At 40.7% G+C, this 21,985-nt stretch carries 12 protein-coding genes; 3 read left to right on the top strand and 9 right to left on the bottom strand.

The genetic code is table 11. The features are described 5' to 3' along the window. Positions 1 to 376: 376 nt before the first annotated feature. The 4 genes from HS960_RS14730 to HS960_RS14745 all read right to left on the bottom strand — a co-directional run bounded on the left by HS960_RS14730 (position 377) and on the right by HS960_RS14745 (position 5,640). The gene (locus HS960_RS14730; RefSeq protein WP_159729629.1) at positions 377 to 2,929 is read right to left on the bottom strand and encodes a tetratricopeptide repeat protein; all 2,553 of its coding nucleotides are present in this window, start codon (positions 2,927 to 2,929) and stop codon (positions 377 to 379) included. Between the two features lie 228 nt (positions 2,930 to 3,157). After that, positions 3,158 to 3,607, bottom strand: a complete 450-nt coding sequence (locus tag HS960_RS14735) for a nuclear transport factor 2 family protein (protein ID WP_182329816.1) — start codon at positions 3,605 to 3,607, stop codon at positions 3,158 to 3,160. A gap of 355 nt (positions 3,608 to 3,962) precedes the next feature. After that, on the bottom strand, positions 3,963 to 4,598 hold the full coding sequence (locus HS960_RS14740; protein ID WP_182329818.1) for a hypothetical protein: 636 nt from the start codon (positions 4,596 to 4,598) through the stop codon (positions 3,963 to 3,965). Positions 4,599 to 5,193: 595 nt separating this feature from the next. Continuing rightward, a complete protein-coding gene (locus tag HS960_RS14745) occupies positions 5,194 to 5,640 on the bottom strand; it encodes a nuclear transport factor 2 family protein (RefSeq protein WP_182329820.1) in 447 nt (148 codons plus the stop codon). A 68-nt stretch (positions 5,641 to 5,708) separates the two neighbouring features. Here HS960_RS14745 and HS960_RS27160 point away from each other — a divergent pair, with 68 nt between their 5' ends. After that, on the top strand, positions 5,709 to 5,825 hold the full coding sequence (locus tag HS960_RS27160; protein ID WP_153847003.1) for a zinc-finger domain-containing protein: 117 nt from the start codon (positions 5,709 to 5,711) through the stop codon (positions 5,823 to 5,825). Between the two features lie 471 nt (positions 5,826 to 6,296). Then, entirely contained in the window at positions 6,297 to 8,684 is a 2,388-nt protein-coding gene (locus HS960_RS14755) for an ABC transporter permease (protein WP_182329822.1), read from the top strand. A 38-nt stretch (positions 8,685 to 8,722) separates the two neighbouring features. Here HS960_RS14755 and HS960_RS14760 read toward each other — a convergent pair whose 3' ends face one another. From HS960_RS14760 to HS960_RS14770, 3 genes are all read right to left on the bottom strand, one after another. After that, positions 8,723 to 10,045 carry a BNR repeat-containing protein gene (locus tag HS960_RS14760; protein ID WP_153847007.1) on the bottom strand — a complete coding sequence of 441 codons (1,323 nt, stop codon included), beginning with the start codon at positions 10,043 to 10,045 and terminating at the stop codon, positions 8,723 to 8,725. Positions 10,046 to 10,114: 69 nt separating this feature from the next. Continuing rightward, a complete protein-coding gene (locus HS960_RS14765) occupies positions 10,115 to 11,356 on the bottom strand; it encodes a DUF2264 domain-containing protein (protein WP_153847008.1) in 1,242 nt (413 codons plus the stop codon). Between the two features lie 13 nt (positions 11,357 to 11,369). Further along, positions 11,370 to 12,485: a glycoside hydrolase family 88/105 protein gene (locus HS960_RS14770; protein ID WP_182329824.1), complete on the bottom strand. Its 1,116-nt coding sequence runs from the start codon at positions 12,483 to 12,485 to the stop codon at positions 11,370 to 11,372. A 322-nt stretch (positions 12,486 to 12,807) separates the two neighbouring features. Here HS960_RS14770 and HS960_RS14775 point away from each other — a divergent pair, with 322 nt between their 5' ends. Next, complete coding sequence (locus tag HS960_RS14775) at positions 12,808 to 16,869, top strand: hybrid sensor histidine kinase/response regulator transcription factor (protein WP_182329826.1); 4,062 nt, start codon at positions 12,808 to 12,810, stop codon at positions 16,867 to 16,869. A gap of 72 nt (positions 16,870 to 16,941) precedes the next feature. Here HS960_RS14775 and HS960_RS14780 read toward each other — a convergent pair whose 3' ends face one another. Beyond that, a complete protein-coding gene (locus tag HS960_RS14780; RefSeq protein WP_228280029.1) occupies positions 16,942 to 20,124 on the bottom strand; it encodes a glycoside hydrolase family 2 TIM barrel-domain containing protein in 3,183 nt (1,060 codons plus the stop codon). 86 nt (positions 20,125 to 20,210) lie between these two features. Further along, positions 20,211 to 21,965, bottom strand: coding sequence for a family 43 glycosylhydrolase (locus HS960_RS14785; protein ID WP_182329828.1), 1,755 nt, complete (start codon positions 21,963 to 21,965; stop codon positions 20,211 to 20,213). Between the last annotated feature and the right edge of the window lie 20 nt (positions 21,966 to 21,985).

Genomic DNA, 21,985 nt, shown 5'->3' on the forward strand with positions numbered 1-21,985 from the left:
TATATTGGTCTTCTTTAAATCAAATTGATCAAATGGGACGACACAAAAATAGCCACAGCAGATTTCCGCTATGGTATTGATTTGTTCAAAAAAGGTTCGTTTTTGTACAAAAATTAGGATTTAATCCGCTACGAAGGACGATGTGAATAAAATCATTCACTTATGGAGACTAAGTGATAAAGAAACAGATCTTCCTTCTTGGATTTATACCGTTTAAATTATTAGGGAGGTTTCTTATCAGATTTATAGCAGTCTACTTAATGCAAAAAGCCCGATTGTTGTCGGGCTTTTTAGGTTCATGTTCCATACGATCCTCTTCATTCGAAAGAAATGAAAAACGCTATCACATCTGGCGTATGCCAAATTTTCAGAAGTATTACTTCAACTTCTGTAAGCGCTCTTTCGCCGCGGGCACGATATCATCGTTTTTATCATAATTGTCAATCACACTTTTCAAGGTACTCTTCGCCTGGAAAGCATTGCCTTTACGCGCATAGGCATCAGCAAGCAATAGGAAGCTCTTGGCAACCCAATATTCTTGTGCTTCCCTATTGTTGATTACATCAAAGGCTGTTTCCAGCGCTTTATCATATTCCTTGTTATCATACTGTAGCTGCCCCACACGATACCGCGCTTCTGCGCCGACTGCCGATTGGCTTTTCAGCGCGGCCAGGTTGAATTCTTTCATGGCAGACGCTACATTCTTTTCTTTTAGCAAGGCTTTTCCACTATACAGATGCGCTTTCGCTATTTCTTCCTCCGTTGCTCCGTTGTAATTCTTGACCAGGCTCACGTACTTAGCCATTTGCTCCATATCGCCGAGTTCGAAGTAACACACCATCAGGTTCGTTACCGCATAGCCATAGTTCTTTTTATATTCTTCGTTGAGCTCCAATTTTTTGAGGTGCACAATGGCTTCATTGTATTCTTTAAGATCCAGATATAGCGCAGCAACCGTCAGCAAGGTATTCTCTGAATATTTGCTCGTCCAGTCGTTCAATATGATATTCAGATCGTGTAGTGCTTCCTGTGGATGCCCAGTGCGGTACGAACTCACCCCACGGATGTAACGGGCAAATTTTTCTTGTCTGGGTTTTGGAAATTTATCAAAATAGGCATTGATCGCTTCTACAGCCGCTCCGTATTCTCCCCTGGCGAATAGCGACTGCGCAGCCTGGAAAGCCATGTTATCTAGCTCTGCAGGACTCAGATTACTGACATTGGTACCGACAGCATAACGGATATAGCTTGAAGCATCCCCCTGATCGAGGTAAATATTTTCGATGAAACGCATGGCCTGCTCGGCTTCAGCAGTTCGGGTATATTTCTCCACCACCTTCTGAAAAGTCGCTTTCGCCGCTTCGGGCTCATCGTTATTGTACTGCACGAGCCCTATGGTCATTAAAGCGCGCGGAATATAACTGCTACGGGGGTACTTTTCGACCATTGCTTGCAATCCTTCGATAGCACGACCATAATCACCCATCGTGAAATAAGTATAGGGAATTTCAAAGGCCGCATCATCCGCATAGTTCGAAGATGGAAATTGCTTCAAAACGGACCGCAGCGTACTGAGCTTGGTTTCGTTGTTACCTTGCAGACCAAATAAGATACCGCGCTGGAATAGGGCATAATCCTGATTGGGCGCTTTGCTGTCGATCAGCTGATCATAGTACTTATTTGCCCGGCCGTAATCGCGCAGACACAGATACGAATCGCCTAGGCGTGCAATGACATCATACCGTATATTTTGATCCACCGCATTTCCTCCAGCAGCCAAAAAACGTTCAAAATAATTGGCCGCCAGTTCAAAACGGTTGTTTCGGTAAGCCGCATACGCCAGTCCATAATTTGCATAATTATACAGGTCGCTATTCCGAGCGACGGGCAGGCTCAGAAACTGGGAGAAGTTTTCTACGGCTTCACCAAATTTGCGGACTTCATACATGGCCTCTGCTTTCCAATAGGTCGCAAGAGCGGCCATTTCAGCATTGACGGGAAACTTTTCAGATCGCATAAACATGGATATGCTATTTTCGAAAGCACGCTCGTTATAAAACTCCAGTCCGCGGTAGTAGGTGACCTTTTGATAGATCGCATTGACCTCCCGACCGCGCTCTTTTAGCGATTCCAGCATACTAACACCGGCATGGAAGTTGGTGGTCCCACGTAGAATTTCAGCGGATAGTGTTTCGGCACTTTCCTTTCTTTTTGAACCCGGATCGACAGGTTTCACTTCTTGGGCGATATATTTTTCGAGGACTTTTTGTGCCGCTTGGGTGGAGTCCATTGCAAACAAGATTTTAGCATAGTTAAATAGCGCATCGGCTTTCACTTGCTGGTCTAAATCCAGTTTTGTCGCTTTGACAAAAGCATTTCGTGCAGCTTGCTTGTCGCCAGTCTCCAGAGCGATATGGCCTAATGTCATGATCGCCCCCTGATAAAAGGCATCCGAAGGTTTTATGGCCTCCAGCATACCGCTCGCTCTTTTGTATTCGCCAGCGCCATAAGCCAGATAGCTGATGCGATAATTATCGATATTACTTTGCGAAGCGTCTGGGTGCCGTTTCATCAATTCGTGATAATAGGCCTGTTTATATTTTTGCTGCGCTAAATAGGTGGCTGTGGCAATCTGGCGTAGCTCTGTCTCGATAGCATCGCGGTTGATATGCGTCATATCCGGACTGCGGCGTACCTTGACCGCATCGGCCAGCATAGGCCGGTAGTCGCGTACGACATCAATGGAATCCATGGTTTGAACCTCTCCGCCGCCACCTTGCACACTATGTTGCTGTTGCTGTTGTTTCTCTTTCTTTTCTTTCTGTTGTTTCCCCACTTCCTGCGCATAACCTGTAACCAGCAAAGCCGAAAGCGTACCAGTAAACAGGTATTTCAGGTAATTGTGACCGATTCTTTCTTTCAATATCATTGTTCGTCCGTATTTCTGAATTGTTCCAAACGTTCCTTTGCCGAGGAGACATAGGGTTATCCCTAACTAGTGTATTCAAAACTAAAGAATTCCAAGCACATTCGGTAATTTACACCTCATAGTTGCTTCGTTTCAACGATTTAGAACAAAACACGCTATTCCATTGCTCTATCGGCAACTGAATTTATACAATAATGGAGCCAAGAAGAAAAAATAAAAGAGTGGTTCTTACTGATAGGAATGGACTGACTTGGATACCTGCCAACTGCCATTCTCATAAACTAAAGTCACTACGTCAGTCATGCTAAAGCTGTCAAATTTCAATACAATTTTTGCAATCATATAATCTGTGGATTTTTCGACAATCTTGATATGCGTTTTACAGTTCAGAATTTCTCCCTGCTGTTTTTTTAAAGATTTAATCAAAGCCTGGCGTCCGTAGTAGGTCTGTATAGTGGAAGCCTGGATCCTTTGGCTGAAATCTTCCGCAAATAATTGCTCTAAACCCACAGATTCTCCAGCCATCGTTACAGCAACATAATGCTGCAAAGCGAAGTCTGCTGTGGAAAGATTAATGCTAATTTTTTCTGGTTTTGATGCTGGCTTTTCAGTTGCCATGGCAACTGACGATAAGCAGATTAAAGCTGCTGCCGTGAATGTTTTTACGAATGCTTTCATACTATCTTTTTGTTCTATTGTGTTAGTCTATATACCCTTACTTGTTGATCCAAAACTAAAGTTCAATATATCGCTGGCCTATGGACTTTAGACCAACGGTATTTGAATATCGGTGAATGGCGGAAATGTAAAGGTGAATATAACAACCATCTTAGCTGCTGCATGCCAAATACTATACCAGTGGCTACAATAAAAACATTTGTGCCTCTCAGCACATTTAAAGGCATTTTCAAGAATCTTTACGAAAAAGAAAATGTGCGCATACGAACAGTTTCAAAATAGATTGTTCGCATGCGCACACCGCATAAAAAGCCTAGCAAAAGATTAATGATTACTGTCTGCTGACCAAGTTGATTTATTTCGTTTTCTTAATTGGTGTATCGGCTGATAGCGCAAAAAAATCGTCAGGAAGTTCCCTCGCTTCTATCTTTTGAGCTACCGATTCCATTTTAAATTGCCCGTTATCGACCACAATTTTCAATGGAACAGACTTGGCTTTTGATAAATAGTAGTTCCAGTTTCCATAGCTGTGCATCTGAAATTTGGTAACGTCAATAGGATACTTTGATGTGTAGAAATAGGTTGTCTGCCCACCTTGCGTCTTTAAAATCAAGGCATCACAATCTTCCCCCAATATTTTCTCTTTATTCTTAACGAGCTCATAACTTATAACTGCATCTGATTTCACATCGGCATCAAACCAATAAAGTGTGTCGGATCGGCTCGTCTTATTGTAAAGTCTATTGGTTTCACCAATATATAACTGCATTGTTATACCGACACCATTTGTGCACGATTTATAGTTCCCCGATTTAATAAAATATTCTTGCTTATCACCTAGAAGAACCTTCATTTGTTCACTAGTAACGCTTGAATTCTTACTTTGAAAGCTATTTTGATAAATAATTTCCCCTTCAAATGCCTCTTGAGCATAGCCTTTCAATGTGACGGATAGTAATAATAAAAATAACAATAATCTATTTGCGTTCATTTGATATTAATAAGCTTTTTATGCTGTAACTATTAAAGTGGGAACTTCAACCGAGTGTCTAAACTAAATTGAATCACTTTTTGAATATAATACAGGTTAATGCCGCAAACTTAAGAATATTAGTCGTATTTCATTGATTTCACTCAATTAACCGATACACCACTATTGATCAAGATTTAGTTAAAAAAGAGAATTTTTAATGAAATAGCTATGCTTATTCCTTGCTGATTCTTTGCCGTTTCTTTGGTGTTTCTTTGGTGTTTCTTTGCTCTTTGTTCGGGTCTTCTTTGGGATTGGCTTGGGCTTCGTCTGCTATTTCTTTGGTGTTTCTTTGGTGTTTCTTTGGTGTTTCTTCGGTAAAAAAGCAAAGAAACACCAAGAGAATACGTATCTATAAGATAACTTGGTTCCTGCCATAAGTGAGCATTTGTCCCGAAAGAAGCAAATGATGATTAGCAAATTCACGTATAACGATGCTGAATGTTAGCGCACGTTTCGTAAGTTAGAGTTAGAAAAACGAACTGTCCGCAATAACATAAAAAAGCCACATCTCCTGATGTGGCCCTACAACCTATATATTGAATTAAAATGACTCCTATTTATACGAATTGATCGATTTGGAAACTTTCCAGTCATTTCCTTCACGGACAAAAGTCACTAGATCTGTCTTGCTGAAATCCTCAAATTTCAAGGTCACCCTGGCCACCATATAATCTGCTGATTCTTCAAGTACATCTGTACTCACTGTACAGTTAAGCTTTTCGCCTTTTTGTTTTTTCAAGGACTTAACCACTTCACTACGGCTATTTGACTTCAGTTTTGCCGTTTGGACCTTTTGATTAAAATCCTCAGCAAACAATTGTTCTACACCAGCCGATTCACCTTCAGTCATTACAGCAACATAGTGCTCTAAAGCAAAGTCTGCTGTTGATAGGTTAACGTTTGTTTTTGCTGATTTTGATCCGGGACCTTCAGCTGCCATAGCACATGTTGAAATTGCGATTAAGGCTGCTGCTGCGATTGTTTTTACTAGCGTTTTCATAATATCTTTATTTTATCGTGTAAGTTTTTCATCTAAATAATTTGTTCTTCAATTGTGATGAAGCTATCATGAGCATTTCCATCGATGCTCATGATGGTTTTTGTTCTTATTTGTTGATTCAAAATTACTGCTCTAGATGCTTCTTGCTCACAGACTTTAGATCAACAACCGGTAAAACTCGGTGAATGACTGAAATGAAAAGGTGAACTTCAAAATGCATAAAGAACATAATATCAATTTTATTAGCTCCGTGCCAAATACTATACCAGTTGTCCTGTGAGTTCAATAACGGCTTCTATGGGCTTTTAAAGCATATTCCATATCTTTTTCAGAAAAAGTAGCTGTACGGAAGCGAACAGTTTATAGCGATATTGTTCACATGCGTACACCCTATTAAATGCCAGCTAAAAGATGAATTGAAGCCATAAGATGTGAGCTGGCTAACTATGTAATCATTCTCCGTTCGCAAGCGAACAGTATTGTTCACAATCGAACAATTTAATACGGTTAAAAAAACAAACAAAACACTGAATATCAAAAACTTAAAGTTTAGGCAAAACTATTGATGCGTTTAAAACCAATTGATCTCAAGCATGTTGTATGAGATAAAAATGACATGAAATGCAATGAATTTTTAAGATTAAAATTAGGAAATCATGTATAATTACTTAAAAGTCGGTTGGCGGAAATTGTTCAGAAACAAAATCTTCTCCTTAATCAATATACTAGGATTATCGTTGGGCCTAGCCGCATGTTGGATTATCCTCTTATTTGTGAATGATGAATTGAGTTATGATCGTTATTTTACGCAGGCAGACCGTATATATCGCGTTGTTTCTCACGGAAAATGGGATGGCGGTTCCTTTGATATAACAGGAACTGCAGGTCCCCTGGCAAATGTTATTAAAGATGAATTTCCCGGCGTAAAAGAAGCCACGCGATTCGATATTGAGGGCGGAGGCATAATTACCATTGATAATCAACAAACAAAAGTCAACGAAATCTTCCTCGCAGACAAGAATTTCTTCAATCTATTTGACTATAATTTTCTTGCTGGCAATCCTGCAACGGCATTGGCTAATCCCCAATCTATTGTACTGACAGAAGACTTAGCCGTACAATTGTTTGGATCCGTAGAAACAGCAGTCAATAAAACGCTTTATTTCAATAAATCTGAACCCAGTCTTGTCACGGCTGTTATACAAAATGTACCTCAAAATACACATTTCAGCTTCAGAGCTATCCGTTCCTTTTCAAAAGACTTTAATCCTGATTGGAATCAACTTTACCTTTATACTTACGTACTATTAAAAGATCAGTCATACTTGCCCCAACTTCAAAAAAAACTTCCTTACATCGTAAAAAAATATATTCATGGACGGGATCTCGATTTTGATTATAAAATCGAATTACAACCAATTACGGATATCCATCTGCATTCTAATCTAAGTTATGAGCTCGGCAATAATAGCAATATCAAATATGTTTACATCTTTTCCATTGTCGGTGCATTAGTACTCTTAATTGCGATCGTAAATTATATTAATATCACGACGGCGCAGGCTTCAATAAGGATAAGAGAAATTGCCGTCCGGAAAGTAATCGGATCCAGCACTTTAAATCTAACAAAGCAGCTTCTTGTTGAAACGTCTTTAATCATCTTTTGTGCAGCATTGTTAAGCATATTGCTGGCCTCAACTTTTCTTCCATGGCTAAACCAAATGATCGGTAAGCAATTGGATTTATGGCATTTTGGAATAGGGAAAACCTTACTGTTTGTACTTCCATTTATCGTATTTTTAGTATTCACTACCGGTATTTATCCAGCTTTAGTACTTGCAGGACTAAAGACTATTCCTTCGCTAAAAAATCAGATCGGAACACATGGCTTCCAACATCTACTGAGAAAATCACTTGTGGTTTTTCAATTTGTAATCGCAGTATTGCTTATTGTATCCACCATGGTGATTTTTCTACAATTGAACTTTATGACTACAAAAAACCTGGGTTTTGACAAAAATCAGGTCATGGTTTTCCATCTGGACAATGAATCCACGCGCAATAAAGGCGACGAGCTCAGGAATAGCTTACTTGAAGATAGCCATATTACAGAAGTAGCGTTCGCCAGCAATCCAATTGGGAAAAACGACATTGGCGTGGGGACTTTCAATGTTGAAAATAATGGAAAAATTGATCCCAACTTTACACTCGCCAATACCTTAAAAATTGACCCTAATTTTATCCCAGCAATGCATATTCAACTGGTTAAGGGAAGAAATTTCGACAGTACCATGCCAACAGATAGCGCCTCTGTCATTATAAACGCAGCATTTGCAAAAAAACAAGGCTGGACAAACGCGATAGGCAAAAGGATCGAATTTGGAAGAGACACAACTGGAAAATCCATCCTGAAATCTGTTATCGGGGTGGTCGGCGACTTTCATATTTATTCGCTTCAGCACAAAATAGAGCCTCTTATCCTAGAACTTCCAGCTAATAAAATGGAAATGGACAATATTTATATTCGCATGAAATCGACAAATGTAGAGCATACAATTTCGCATATAAACAAAGTTTACAGTAAATATGTACCCGATTATCCTTTAGAATACACATTTTTAGATAAGACCTTTGAACATCAATACAATTCGGAAATAAAACAGGGTCAAATTCTCTTAATTTTCGCCTTATTGTCTATCGTTATTGCCTGTTTAGGACTATTTGGTGTAATCACATTTGCTATTCAATTGCGAATAAAAGAAATTGGTATACGCAAAACATTAGGTGCAACATTAAGCAACCTCGTTTATCTTCTGTGCTCTGATATGGTTAAACTGGTCGGTATAGCCCTGTTGATTGCACTGCCGCTCGGATGGTTATTGATGAACCAGTGGCTGCAAGAGTTCGCTTATCGCATTTCGGTCAGCTGGTGGATACTTGTAGTTGCCGGGATCATCGCACTGTTAATTGCTATTCTAACCCTATGTACCAGAGCAATAGCCGCTGCAAAAGCTAATCCGGTCGACAGCTTAAAAGTGGAGTAAGAATTTGTATCCACTATACTTTCGAGCTATCCTCTTGCTCAATCACGCCATTCTACTACCCGTATTGCTGTCGCGGGAGCATCAGCGAGTCCCTCAGCATCCTTTTGCACTGTAGACTGCACAAATAAAGCAACTTTACGTTTCTTTTGCCACAACTGGGTATCATATGTAGGTTCCCAAGCCCCTACCGACTGCTCACAAAGATCAATAATGTCATTTGCCTCTTGATGCATGCCATTCAACCTTAGTATCGAAGGTCGGTAACCGCGCTCTTGATCCCGAAAGACCAGCGTCAACATTATTTTATTGTCTTTTCCGCGAACCAACACCTGGGGCCTGGCAATTGGAATATCCTTTGTTCCACCACCACTCAAACTAAAGGGTGTTTTTCTAAAATCAAAAGACCGGATCTTCCATTCACCCTCTTGTAAATAGATTACCTTATATTGTGGGATCTGTGTTCCTGCATCACGCCAATAACTAGCGATAAAAGGATTCCCTTTTTCATCCGCAGCGATAGAGGTTTGATTAATCAATTCGTGCTGCTGGGGGATATGGGCCGCATACTCGACCGTAGATTCTTTCATGGGCAAATCGTACCGCATTCCATTACTCTTTTGCCAGGTTAATCCGCCATCTTTTGAACATGCATAAGCCATATCATGATTGCTTTCCACGTTGGGACTCTCCCGCCAGACCCAAGAAAGATGTATCGTCCCCCGACGATCCACATAACTTTGCCAATAGGCATTTCTCCGTCCCTCGCCATCAATCAGATTGCTATGCATCCGCTTCCATTTTTGCTGATTACTATCGTACTTATTGACCACAAGATTACCATGACCGGATCCGCCGTCACGATATAAAAACAGTAACTCGCCACTGGGCAACTTTAAGAATTCGGGATAGGTTACCTTTGACTCATTTTGTCCCAGCATGGCTTGCTCATAACCCAGCACAAGACTATTGGGATGAAGGGTACGTGCATATCTCAACTTGCTGTCATGCTGATCCCAACAAACGTGGAGATATCCAGCCTTATCCACCATAATACTAATCACATTATGAGCATCCTTCACAAGCCCAGTATAGCCGGTACGTCGCAACTTCCAGACCTTTCCAGAAAGTAATCGCTGGCCTAAAACTACATATCCAGCTTCATCATAATAAGCGATATATTGGTATTTACCATTGCTGGTTAATGAATTTTTACGAAATACGGTTGTGTTGACCGTGTTCTTTGCCCAGCCATTTCCGACAAGCGTATTCTTAATTTTCTGCCCTTGTGCATTGTAAATAAACAAGAGACACGCGCAAGTGAGCATCCCCACTCTTACTAGTTGATTTAGATATTGCTTCATTGAATTTTTTATACACTTGTTGAGTCCACCAGATCCTTTTGAAAGGAGTCTTATTCCCGGAATTTGGGGTTATTGAATGGCTTTACCCTGATCTTTATGCCAGTCCTGTCCTGACCAGATACGCCGTGCACTCCAGTCGCTCGCTTCACTTGTCCAAAAAGAATCTCCGTCGGGTAATCCCAAAGGCAAAAAAATAACTGAACATAAATAGGGGCTACCCTGATTATTGTATGGATCACCCAAGCCCGGCTGATTACCATACATACCCAGTGTCAACCAGCCATTTTCATACGTATTTGGGTTTTCGGTCGATTTTTTCAGTACTGCAGACAAGGCAGCCTTCACCTGTCCTTCGCTGAGTTCCCTAGGGAGTCGCCTCTTGAACGCCATATCTGCAAGATGGTGGAAAGCTGCCGCGCGATAGATTACAGACCTTCCTGTCGGGGGAAAGCTGCCGTCGGCATTGATCAGCCGCTCCTGAATAATGGCATAGCGCTCATTTCGAAGCTTGATTTTTGCAAACATCCCATCATAGTTTTTAGTTTTCAACTGTATGAAATCCATAATTCCGGCCAAGAAGGGATGGATAACATAACTATTATAGTAATCAAATGCATAATGCGGACCATCCATATACATTCCATCTCCAACATACCACTGTTCCAATTGCTGCAGCGCATAATCAACACGCATCACATCCCAATCATCAGAATATTTCGCTAAAAAAACTTCATTCATTGCTGAAAAGAGTAACCAATTTGAATAAGCCGGCCGAAATTGGCGTGTAATTTTTATGGATGCTACCAAATTCTTTTTTGTCTGATTGTCGATATGATCCCACAGCCAAGGACTGCGCATAAATCCCAAAGCGATAAATGAGGCATCAACAAGCTGTTGACCACCGAGATCAAAACGCATAAAATCACGTGCGCTGCTGTCCAAAGCATTTTTAAGTGCTTGAATAGTCCATACTCTGTATTGATCGCGTAACTTTATCTCTTCAGCCGAACCGCCATCCAAGGAAAGCCAAGGTGCTATGCCTGACAATACCCTTCCCAAGACTTCAACATATTGTACTTTGATGCGTTGTTCCTTATTATCCACGTGTATAGAAGTCATTTGTGGCATAGTTAACCGCAGGCTATCATGGGCCAGACTGCGGAGGACGGGACGCAGCATATGATCCATTTCTTTAAGCCAAAAAGCTCTATCCGTCTCTTTTGTTGATGCAGGTTTCTTCTTCAAGCCCTGTCCAAAGACAGTATGGCCTGTCAGAAGAATGGCCAAGAACAATAAAATCTTATTTTTCATTTTCAAATCCAGGCTATTTTTTAGCTAAATAACGATACATTTCCGAGCCGGCTAATAAAAACGCACCTACACCAAAAGGAGCTGTAGAGTTGGTATCCACTACTTGTCCGGGGATAGCTTTTTCACCGATAGGTTGTACATACCCAATTCTGCCATCGGGTTGTAAAGCGATCTCACTAAGGTATTTCCAGCCTTTAACCGCAGCATCTTTAAATTTAAAATCGCTTAGCAATCCATTATTTATTCCCCAGAGCAACCCATAAGTAAAAAAAGCGGTTCCGCTTGTTTCCCGACCGGGTGCATGTTCGGGATCTAACATGCTTCGAGTCCAGAATCCCTCCTGCTGTTGGCAATTAATGATAGCGGCTGCCATATCCTTAAAGCGCTCCTGATAGTAGGTATAATGTTTATCCTCCTGAGGTAGATCTTGAAGAACCTTTGCAAATGCAGCGAACACCCAGCCATCGCCACGAGCCCAAAAATCCTTTTTGCCATGTAAGCTCTGGTGTTTGGGGAAGACATATTTTGCATCGCGGTAATACAATTTCTCTTCCCGATCAAACATGATACTATCGGCGTATTGCAAATAAGTATACATCTTATCCAGATAAAGTGAATTTCCTGTCAATTTGTACATTTTAGCCATCACGGGCATCACCATATACAAACCATCGGCCCACCACCAATAGTCCTGTTTATTGGAGTGGATCTGATAGTCCATGACTTCCTGAGCACGTGCAATCTTTTCAGGGCTTGGCGATATATGATAGAGATCGATATAGGTTTGGAAACAAATTTGCCAGTCACCAAAAAGAACGTGTTCGTCTGTTTCCCCATAGTTGTATTTCCAAAGTTCTGTATTGGTAGACTTGGCACCTTTCCAATCATTGTATCTCGCCCAATCCTCAGCATATTTTAAGTCGCCCGCTGATTTTGAAATCTTATAGAATTCCATATTTCCGGTATGATAAGCTGCCTGATCCCAAAAAGCCCAAACCTCCGGCTTATGATGAGACTGCCAGTATTGGTTTGCCTTACTTAGCTGAGCAAGTACGGCTTCTTTGTTCAGTTGCTGTCCAAATGAAAAATGTCCTACAAACAATAGACATAAGATTAAATTGATCCGCATATATTTAGATGTATAGTATTTTTTGATAAACCAGCGCAAAAGCTACTTTAAATTGGTTTGTACACTATTTAATGGAGACACTCATTACTTTCTTCCCGATTTTTTTGCTTTATAAAGCAAAAATGTTAGCTGTAATACAGGTGTCCTTAAATAAACGTACAATATACACTTATTTTAAAAAACAATCGTATCTTTAGCCATACAATCTTCAAATTGACTGTTTCCGATTGCAAAAAGTCGTTTTCAAGATAATAACCTATGATAATGATGAATCGATAATTTTACCTGATATCGGAAATACCATACGAACAAAACTGCTAACATGCCTAGTTTCAACAGACTCCTATATTCTCGTCAGGCCTTGATCCTGGTATTCGTTCTTATCCTTGTTCACTCAAGTATGCTGACCCTAGCACAATTTCCCAAGGAGATGAATAGAGGTTTGTCCAATAGTTCGGTGAAATCCATATTTCAGGATAGTCAGGGCTTTATGTGGTTCGGTACCTTCGACGGGCTTAACAGATTCGACGGTTACGATATAAAAACCTATAGAAACCAACTAAATAACGAAAATAGCATTCCGCATAATTATATCTATTGTATAGCAGAAGACCACAATAAAAAATTGTGGATAGGAACCGGTCAAGGGATTGGAATCTACGACCGAAATTTTGATACCTTCTCCCGTTTAAATTATAGAGACCAAAAATCGAAACGGTCATATCATCTCAACGCCGACACGAAATCCATTCAAATCGATAGTGACAATAATATTTATATAGGCACAAACGGCTGGGGGCTATTTTACAAAAGCCATAAAGAAGCATATGCCATGCAAATCGCTTTTAAAGATTATAAATCGAACCTATCCAGCTTATACTACCATGTATCCGCCACGCATATTGATACGGCAGGCCGAATATGGGTTTTTATAGAGGGAAGCGGTTTATATACTTTCGATAAAAAAACACAGCAGTTGCATCTTGTATCAAAGGTCATTACCAGTGCAACCTGTATGGCTAGTACAAACAGTGGTGAACTCTTTATTGGTAATTACGAGGGACTATTTGTTTTGAAAATCAAAGACGGCAAGCTTTCGACATTGTATCCGCAGGAGCTTAAATCGAGTCAGATCAATATGCTGACGCTGGAAGGACAAAACAAACTTTGGATAGCCACCCAAAACAATGGCATTTTTATACTTAACCTATCTCATGGAAAAGCAGAAAACAAAAATGATCTACAGCCCGTTCAATTTTCACTGAATAGCAAGACCATTTATACGGTTTACATAGACTCTCAGCATAAAATATGGATCGGCACCGGAAAAGGCGGCATTGAGACGATTGATAACAACGGCTATAAATTTAATTATTTACAGCAGAAACATTATACAGGCTTTAACTTAGCGCACAAATTTGTCCGTTCTTTTGTTGAATATGATAACAAGATCTGGATTGGTACCGAAGGCAATGGTCTTTACGTATGGGATAACAAGACCAATCAGGTTCAGTCTTTTCAAAAAGGGCCACAGCAATTGCCAGACAATACGGTAAACCATCTTTTGACTGGAACTAATGGAGGACTATGGATAGCAACCGAAAGGGGCATTGCGCGTTACACAAAGGGTTCGGGATTTAAATATTATGTTTGTAGAACCCCAAATGGGGTTCTAAATAACAGTGTACAGTTACTTTTTAAGGATCAGGATGAGAAGCTCTGGGCAGCGACATTTTCTGAGGGAAGAGTATATACATATAATCCGACAAGCGACCAATTTGAAGTATTCAGCGAAGACATCTATGATATCAATTGTATGATTGATGATCAGAAAGGTAATATCTGGATGGGGAATTACAATGAGATCATACAGTTAAACAAGCAGACGAAAAAAATCTCGAGATATTTAATCGGAAAACCTGTTCGTGCCATTCAGCTCGGAAAAAATAACAGACTTTGGCTGGGAACAGAAGGAAAGGGACTCTTGGCATTTGATATCAGTTTAAAAAAGATTGTCGAAAATTATTCCACAAATGAAGGATTGAGCAACAATGCCGTACTTAATATTTTGGAAGATAAAACCGGAAAATTGTGGTTAAGCACCTTTAATGGGCTTTCGAAGTTCGATCCTTCCACTAAAAAATTTGTACGGTACGAAGAAACTGACGGACTTCAAAGCAACGAATTTTCCTATGGGGCAGCTCTTAAGCTCAAAGAGGGCCATCTTCTTTTCGGAGGAAACAACGGTTTTAACATCTTTGACGCCGATAGCATTAAACTGAAAATTTATGAACCTGCCTTAGCTATCACTAGCCTTAAAATTAACAATAAAAAGATTGCAGACCAGAGCGACCGGGTCGATATTAGAACAGATCATAGCATTCACAAATTGACGCTCCCCTACAATCAATCCACTTTTTCGCTGGAGTTTGCAGCCCTGGAGTTTGATTCCCCACAAAAGATAAAATACAGGTATCTATTGGAAGGATTGGACAAGGGATGGAACGATGCAGGGTCTACCCGATCAATAAATTACAACGGTCTGCATGAAGGAACTTATATTCTGCATATTCAATCGACCGACTCGGAAGGCAATTGGACGAATAAACAGATTAAGCTCGAGATTCAAATTCTTCCGCCTTGGTATAGAAGCTGGTGGGCCTACCTGCTTTACACGCTGGTTATTGCCTATATCGGACTATGGTATCTGCGCTATCGGAGAAGGCAAATCGCTTTAAATTACGAAATACAGCTTTCAAAATTTACCATTCAGAAAGAAAGAGAACTCAATGATAAGAGGCACGCATTTTTCACGAATATATCGCATGAATTTAGAACACCACTGACCTTAATTATTAATCCGATTAAAGATCTGCTTAAGACCAAAAACGAGTCCAAGGACAACGCTTCCCTTCAGGTTGTACATAGAAATGCCAAAAGACTGTTGAGCTTGGTGGACCAGCTGCTTGTATTTAGAAAAACAGAGGACGGTGCCGAACAGCTCAAAACAAGTATTTTTGACTGCCAAAGCTTTATGAAAGAAATATTTCTATATTTCGCTGCTCAGGCAAAATTGCAAAAGATAGATTATCAGTTCCAGGAGAATTCCGATCCGATTTATGTCAATGCCGACAAAGAAAAAATTGAGATCATCTTATGCAATCTCATATCAAATGCCTTTAAATTTACGCCTTCAAATGGTGCAATTTATATTGCCTTATCGCAACAGGGTCGGGAATTAACCATTCAGATCAAAGATTCGGGAAAAGGTATCCCCGAACATCTTGGCGATAGGATATTTGACAAATATTTTTCGGATCCACTTAATGGTCCCAAAAAACAAACAGGATTCGGGATTGGGATGTACCTTGTCAAAACTTTTGTTGAAATGCACGCCGGAACAATAAGTTACACGAGTTCAGCAACAGCGGGAACAACATTCGACCTCGTTTTGCCTATCTTAGCACAACAAACCCCAGCCCAAGAACCATTGGCAGATGTTGCGCTCCACAATGAGTCGGGGATTCAAATGCTATACGATTCGCAAGTAGTGACGGAAACCGTTCCCTTATTCCCGACAGCTATATCAAGCAAAAAATTCAGTGTCTTATTGGTCGACGACGACGATGCTATCCGCAGCTATCTTAAGGACATTTTTAAGGTAGAATACACGGTCTATAATGCCCGTAATGGTGTTCAGGCACTCGATATGATCAAGGAAAAACAACCTGATCTGGTGATAAGTGATATTATCATGGAAGAGATGGATGGATTGTCACTTTGCAAAGCCGTAAAATCTAATGCTACGCTCAACCATATTCAAATCATCCTACTTACTTCAAGTACCTCTGAAAGCACTAAATTGGCCGGAATTCAATATGGTGCCGATGATTATATCCATAAGCCATTTGATTCGGAAATATTGTTGCTCCGGGTAAAAACATTACTACAGAACAAAAAGAACCTGCAGGACTTTTTCTTTAATGCGATTACGCTACAGTCCAATGAGCTAAAGATACCGATCACAGATAAGTTATTGATAGAACGGTGCATTGAGATTATTGAAGAGAACCTGTTAGAAGAACTGACTGTAATAAGTCTTGCCGAAAAAACAGGCATGAGTCATTCTTCACTCTATAAAAAAATTAAAACTATTTCAGGCAAATCGATCAATGAATTTATCAGGTCGGTACGACTCAAAAAAGCAGCAGAGATGCTCATATTGACGGATTCAAAAATTAATGAAGTAGCTAACTTAACAGGTTTCTACGACCAACGCTACTTTAGACAGCAGTTCAGCAAATTGTTTGGCCATACGCCATCCGACTATGTCAAAAAGTATCGAAAAGCGTTTCAGAATGAATTCCATGTCGATCGGCCTTAGTCTGAATTGTCAAAAATAAAATAAGCCCTGTATAACAATTACGCGTGTTTGTTGCTATACAGGGCGTTATATTTATTCGACTGGTTTTATGATAAAGGAGAATGTATAATCTTTGTAAGGCAATGTATATTCATTCAGCGGCCATGCTCCCCAACTATTGATTCCACCCACGCCCATTTGTCTGAGGTCAATATTAAGTTGCGTTTGCTTTCTTTTAACAAGGTCAGCTGCATGACGTTGTTGTCGCTTGAGACCATCGTCCAAATCTTTATCAAAGTAATGCAAAGCGCTCATACTAAATGTAGAGTCAGAAGTAAAGAACAATCCCCGACCTTGTTTATTTTTTATTTCCATCCATCTGATATCGGTCTTATTGCCGGTCTCCTGTGGCATTACATAGGGAAAATACTGTTGATCGACGGTCTGTTTATAAATTCCGACATGTGATGCAAAATTACGATCGATGTAGTTCTCCTGTGGTCCCCTACCGTAGTAATTAATCGCCTCAAAGCCAGATGGCATAATCCATTGCATACCGAAACGTGGCAGAACTGCAACCTTTTTTGTGGTGTCGGCAAAGAATGACTGAGAAACACGCATTTCACCCAATTGATTAATGCAGTATTTCATTTCTAATTGCCCATATACCTGAGGCATCTGGTAAGTCGCATATACATAGGCCAGGCTATCGATTAATTCGGATCTAATTTCAAGCAGTTCAATCGAATCTGTAACCAGTTTCCAAGATTTCAGTTTTTCCGGCGTATTGGCACCGAAATCGTTATCATTCGGCGCACGCCAGAAATTAGTCTTAAATAGCGCATGTTCATCCAAAAAATCCTGTCCTTTATAATGATATTTCGCCAACCATCCTGATTTAAGGTCAAACTCCATCAGCAGCTGTTTTGCCGAGACAATCAGATTTCCATCTTTTCGCTCTGTCTTGATTTTGCCCTGTGCCAAAATGGCTGTTTTAGGCTGAAAAGCCCCCCCCAGAGGCAACTGTTCAGTTGCAATAATATGCCCTATGGGAAGTAAGGCCTCGGCTTTTTTCAATCGATAAGTCAGATTCAGAAATTTTTCCCCCGGAATATCTGCTTTATAAGGAATCGACAGTACAGCAGATTGTTGAGGCAACACATTCAAATGCTTGATTAAACCAGATTGCGTTCTTTTTCCGTCAACAATAAGCGCCCATTGAAGTTCAACATTTTCAAGTCCAGTAAAAAAACGTTCATTGTAAACCTGTATCTTTTTCTCGTTCAATAGGCTACTATGGATATCTTGATATACTTTTTTCATTTCCCAAGCATGTGGATAGGGTGTTCTATTGGCATAAAAAATTCCTTTGGAAGCATAATTCCAGTCCGTTATGGCTTCTTTAGGTTCATAATCTCCGCCATAAGTATATACCGTATCGCCTTTAGCATTGGTTTTAACAAAACATTGGTCCACAAAATCCCAAATATATCCGCCTTGAAATATTCCTTTGTTTGCCCGAATGATGTCCCAATAATCCTTAAAGTTTCCCAATGAATTCCCCATGGCATGTGCATACTCACATTGAATAAAGGGTCTTTGAGGCTTTGGGTTACGCGCTGCATAATTTTTCATTGCAGATGGACTTGCATACATAGGTACAATCAGATCCGTATTCCAGTCAAATCTTAATTCCCCATAATTATTCACAGCCCTTTCGTATTGTACAGGGCGACTTTTATCGAGCTCTTTCATCCGGAGGTAGGCCCGATAGAAATTGTAGCCATTTCCGGCTTCGTTGCCCATACTCCAAATAATTACGCTAGGATGATTCCGATCGCGCTGAATAAGGCGTTCAACACGGGCAACATGTGCTTTCTCCCAGGTCGGCCTATTGGCCATCGTATAGGACAGGTCATAACCCATGCCATGTGATTCGATATTAGCCTCATCAATTACATACAAACCATATTGGTCACAGAGCTGCAACCAATATTCGGCATTGGGATAGTGGCTGTTACGAACAGCATTGATATTGAATTTTTTCATGAGCTGTACATCGCGCAACATACTTTCTTTCGAGATCACATGACCAGTAACGGGATCTGTTTCGTGCCTGTTTATTCCCTTGACAAGTATGGGCTGTCCATTAACGAGCAACTGACCTTCTTTGATCTCAACCCTACGGAAGCCCACTTGCAGGGGAACGATCTCGCTGAGTTTGCCCTCAGAGTCTGTAAGTTTAACAGTCACCTGATATAAATTGGGCATTTCGGCCGACCATAGTTCAGGATGGTCTATGGTCTGTTCAATATCCATTTCCTGTCCGTCGACTTTAACAGTTTCAATTGACACAAGCAGACCGTTTCTATGAAGTGTAACCTCTGCCATTAGATCCCCATGACTGGCCTGGTTAAAGATCAGCTTAGTATTTAACTGTCCTTTATCAAAGGCATCATTGAGGGTCGGCGACAATTGAATATCACGTAGATGCACTGGTTGCCGAACCAGCAGATAACAGTCTCGCGTGATTCCACTAAGGCGCCACATATCCTGATCCTCCAAATAATTTGCGACTCCCCATCGCATGACACGCATTGTAATTAGATTTTTTCCTTTTCTCAAATATGCTGTTATGTCAAACTCGGATGGTAATTTGCTATCCTCCCCATACCCGACATATTGACCGTTTACCCAAACAGATAGATTTGATTTGGCTGCCCCAATATGGAGAATTACGGGCTTTCCTTGCCAATCCTCGGGAATGACTACCTCACGGCGATACACAGCTGTAGGGTTGAAATCCATCGGCACAATTGGTGGATTTGGTTTCCCGATTAAATAGGTAAATTCAAAACCTGAGGTAGTATACATCGGGAAACCGTATCCATTGAGTTCCCAGTTTGCAGGCACCTGAAAATTATCCCAATGACGATCGTCATAAGTTAATGATTCAAAGTTAGCTGGTAGTTTTGAAGGGCTATTTACCCATTTAAATTTCCAGGAACCATTCAAACTTAAATACGCAGAGGATCCACGCCAATCGCTGTTGATGATCTGAGACTCCTGCGGAAAGGTCACAAAATCTGTATGCATGGGCAGCCGATTTTCTTCGGTAATCGTTTCATCCAACCAAGGGATCCCTTTTCGGACAACAGTATCTTGCTGTTGCATTTTATTCCGCTCAAAAGTCAAGGTAACACTGGATTGCGCATACCCGAAAGTGAAGACAAAACTATAGAACAGAATAAGCACTAATTTATTCAGAGATTGCATTTTTTATTATTTATCGATTAATAAATCATTTCAAAAAGATTGATTTGTTTAACTGAATCTAGGTTAAATACAGCCATACGATCGAATTAGTGAAATACACTTAAATCCCACTGATCCTTCCAATTTATCTGTACTTTTTCATTCTGGAGATCAACCGGAAGCCAGATGTATCTGCTATCCATAAGATCTTTGGGATTCCAGCGGTCGGCCATAAAGATAAAGGAATCCTTTTTTCCTGCGACAGGAAGGATAAATGTCGATTGACCACCATAAGTCAACGCCGAATTCGGTCCTTGCATTGGATCCCCAAGGGATTTCCAAGGGCCAAAAAGGTCTGTAGCAACATGAAGCTCTGCACGATTTGGATCCCAGCCAGTGCATCCGCTGGTGATCAGATAATACTTATCTTTGTACTTGAATAAAGCTGGGGCTTCCCTATGATTCCGGAAGAGTAAGGAATCTTTCGCCGTCACATGCAGGTAATCATCGGTTAATTGAACCAGGCGTAAGGCATAGTTTTCATCCGATGAATAGATTTGGTAAGCCTTGCCATCGGTGTCAACAAATAGGCCCATATCGCGTGACATATTGTTATTTGGCCGGAAGCTATGGACAAACTGAAAAGGCCCAAGCGGAGAGTCACTGGTAGCAACGGCGGCCCTGGCTGCTGCATAGCCTTGCCCTTTTAGCTCGAGATGGAACCACATCACATATTTCTTTAGCTGCTCGTGATAGATAACCTTTGGTCGCTCCATAATACAGCCCCAAGCAATATCGTTTGTAGAATCTGTGCTAGGTGTGAGAGCCAATCCTTCAAACTTCCAGTTATACAAATCATTGGATGAGTACACATTGACTCCCTGGGATGTAGTTCCGCCACGTTTCTCACCGTACCAATAATATTTTCCATTTTGATGAAGTACGCCGCCGCCGTGCGCATTGATCACATGACCGGACTGGTCTTTCCATATTTCCCCTGGCGTAAAACTATGCATCTCAGCATGCTCCATTTTTTGATAAACCCGTACATAATCAATTTCATATTTTGCAGGAAGTAATTTATCAGCTATCGTGCCGCCATTTATTCCGCCGAGGGCCAAATTTAACAGGAGATAATGCGGTTGGGTAAATGGATTGAATCCGGTACCATCCCGATTGACCAGTTGATCCATAGGAACGTGAAGCATTTCCATATTGTCCACATAAAGCGTAATAGCGTCTTCATCCCAAATCATTCGCCAGGTATGGAACTGATCTGCCCAAGCCTTTCCGCCAAGATCTTTGACTGCTTTCGTCTTACCAAACCAATGTGCTTTCCAGCGTTGGTCAGTACCGGTTGCAATATTGGCCAATATATTGCCTCGGTAATATTCCATGATATCTATTTCACCATTGGATGGCCATTCTTTAGTGGTGCCTAACGTCCAGAATGCAGGCCAAAGGCCCTCACCAACTGGGATACGTGCCCGGATTTCAAAAATCCCGTATTTCCAACTCTGCTTTCCCAAAGTATTTATCGAAGCCGAAGTATAGGTTATCTTTTTACGGCCGGCAATCCAATCATGACTGCCCTGAATAAAACCCGGATGATTACGTTGTTCTTTTTTTGCTTCAATAACCAACAGGCCATTACGACAGGAAACGTTTTCCTTTTGATACCACTGCTCTTCCCGGTTACGTTTGAAACCTTCTTCATAACTCCATTTAGTCGTGTCGGGTGCACCATTATAATTAAACTCATCCGACCATACCAATGTATACTGTGGTGGGACGGGCTGTTGACTATATGCAGTAAAACAACTTGACAGCAAACTAAGACAGACAGATAAAAGTTTTTTCATGATTTAGTTTAAGTTTCTTT

The sequence above is a fragment of the Sphingobacterium paramultivorum genome, assembly GCF_014109745.1.
GTDB lineage: Bacteria > Bacteroidota > Bacteroidia > Sphingobacteriales > Sphingobacteriaceae > Sphingobacterium > Sphingobacterium paramultivorum.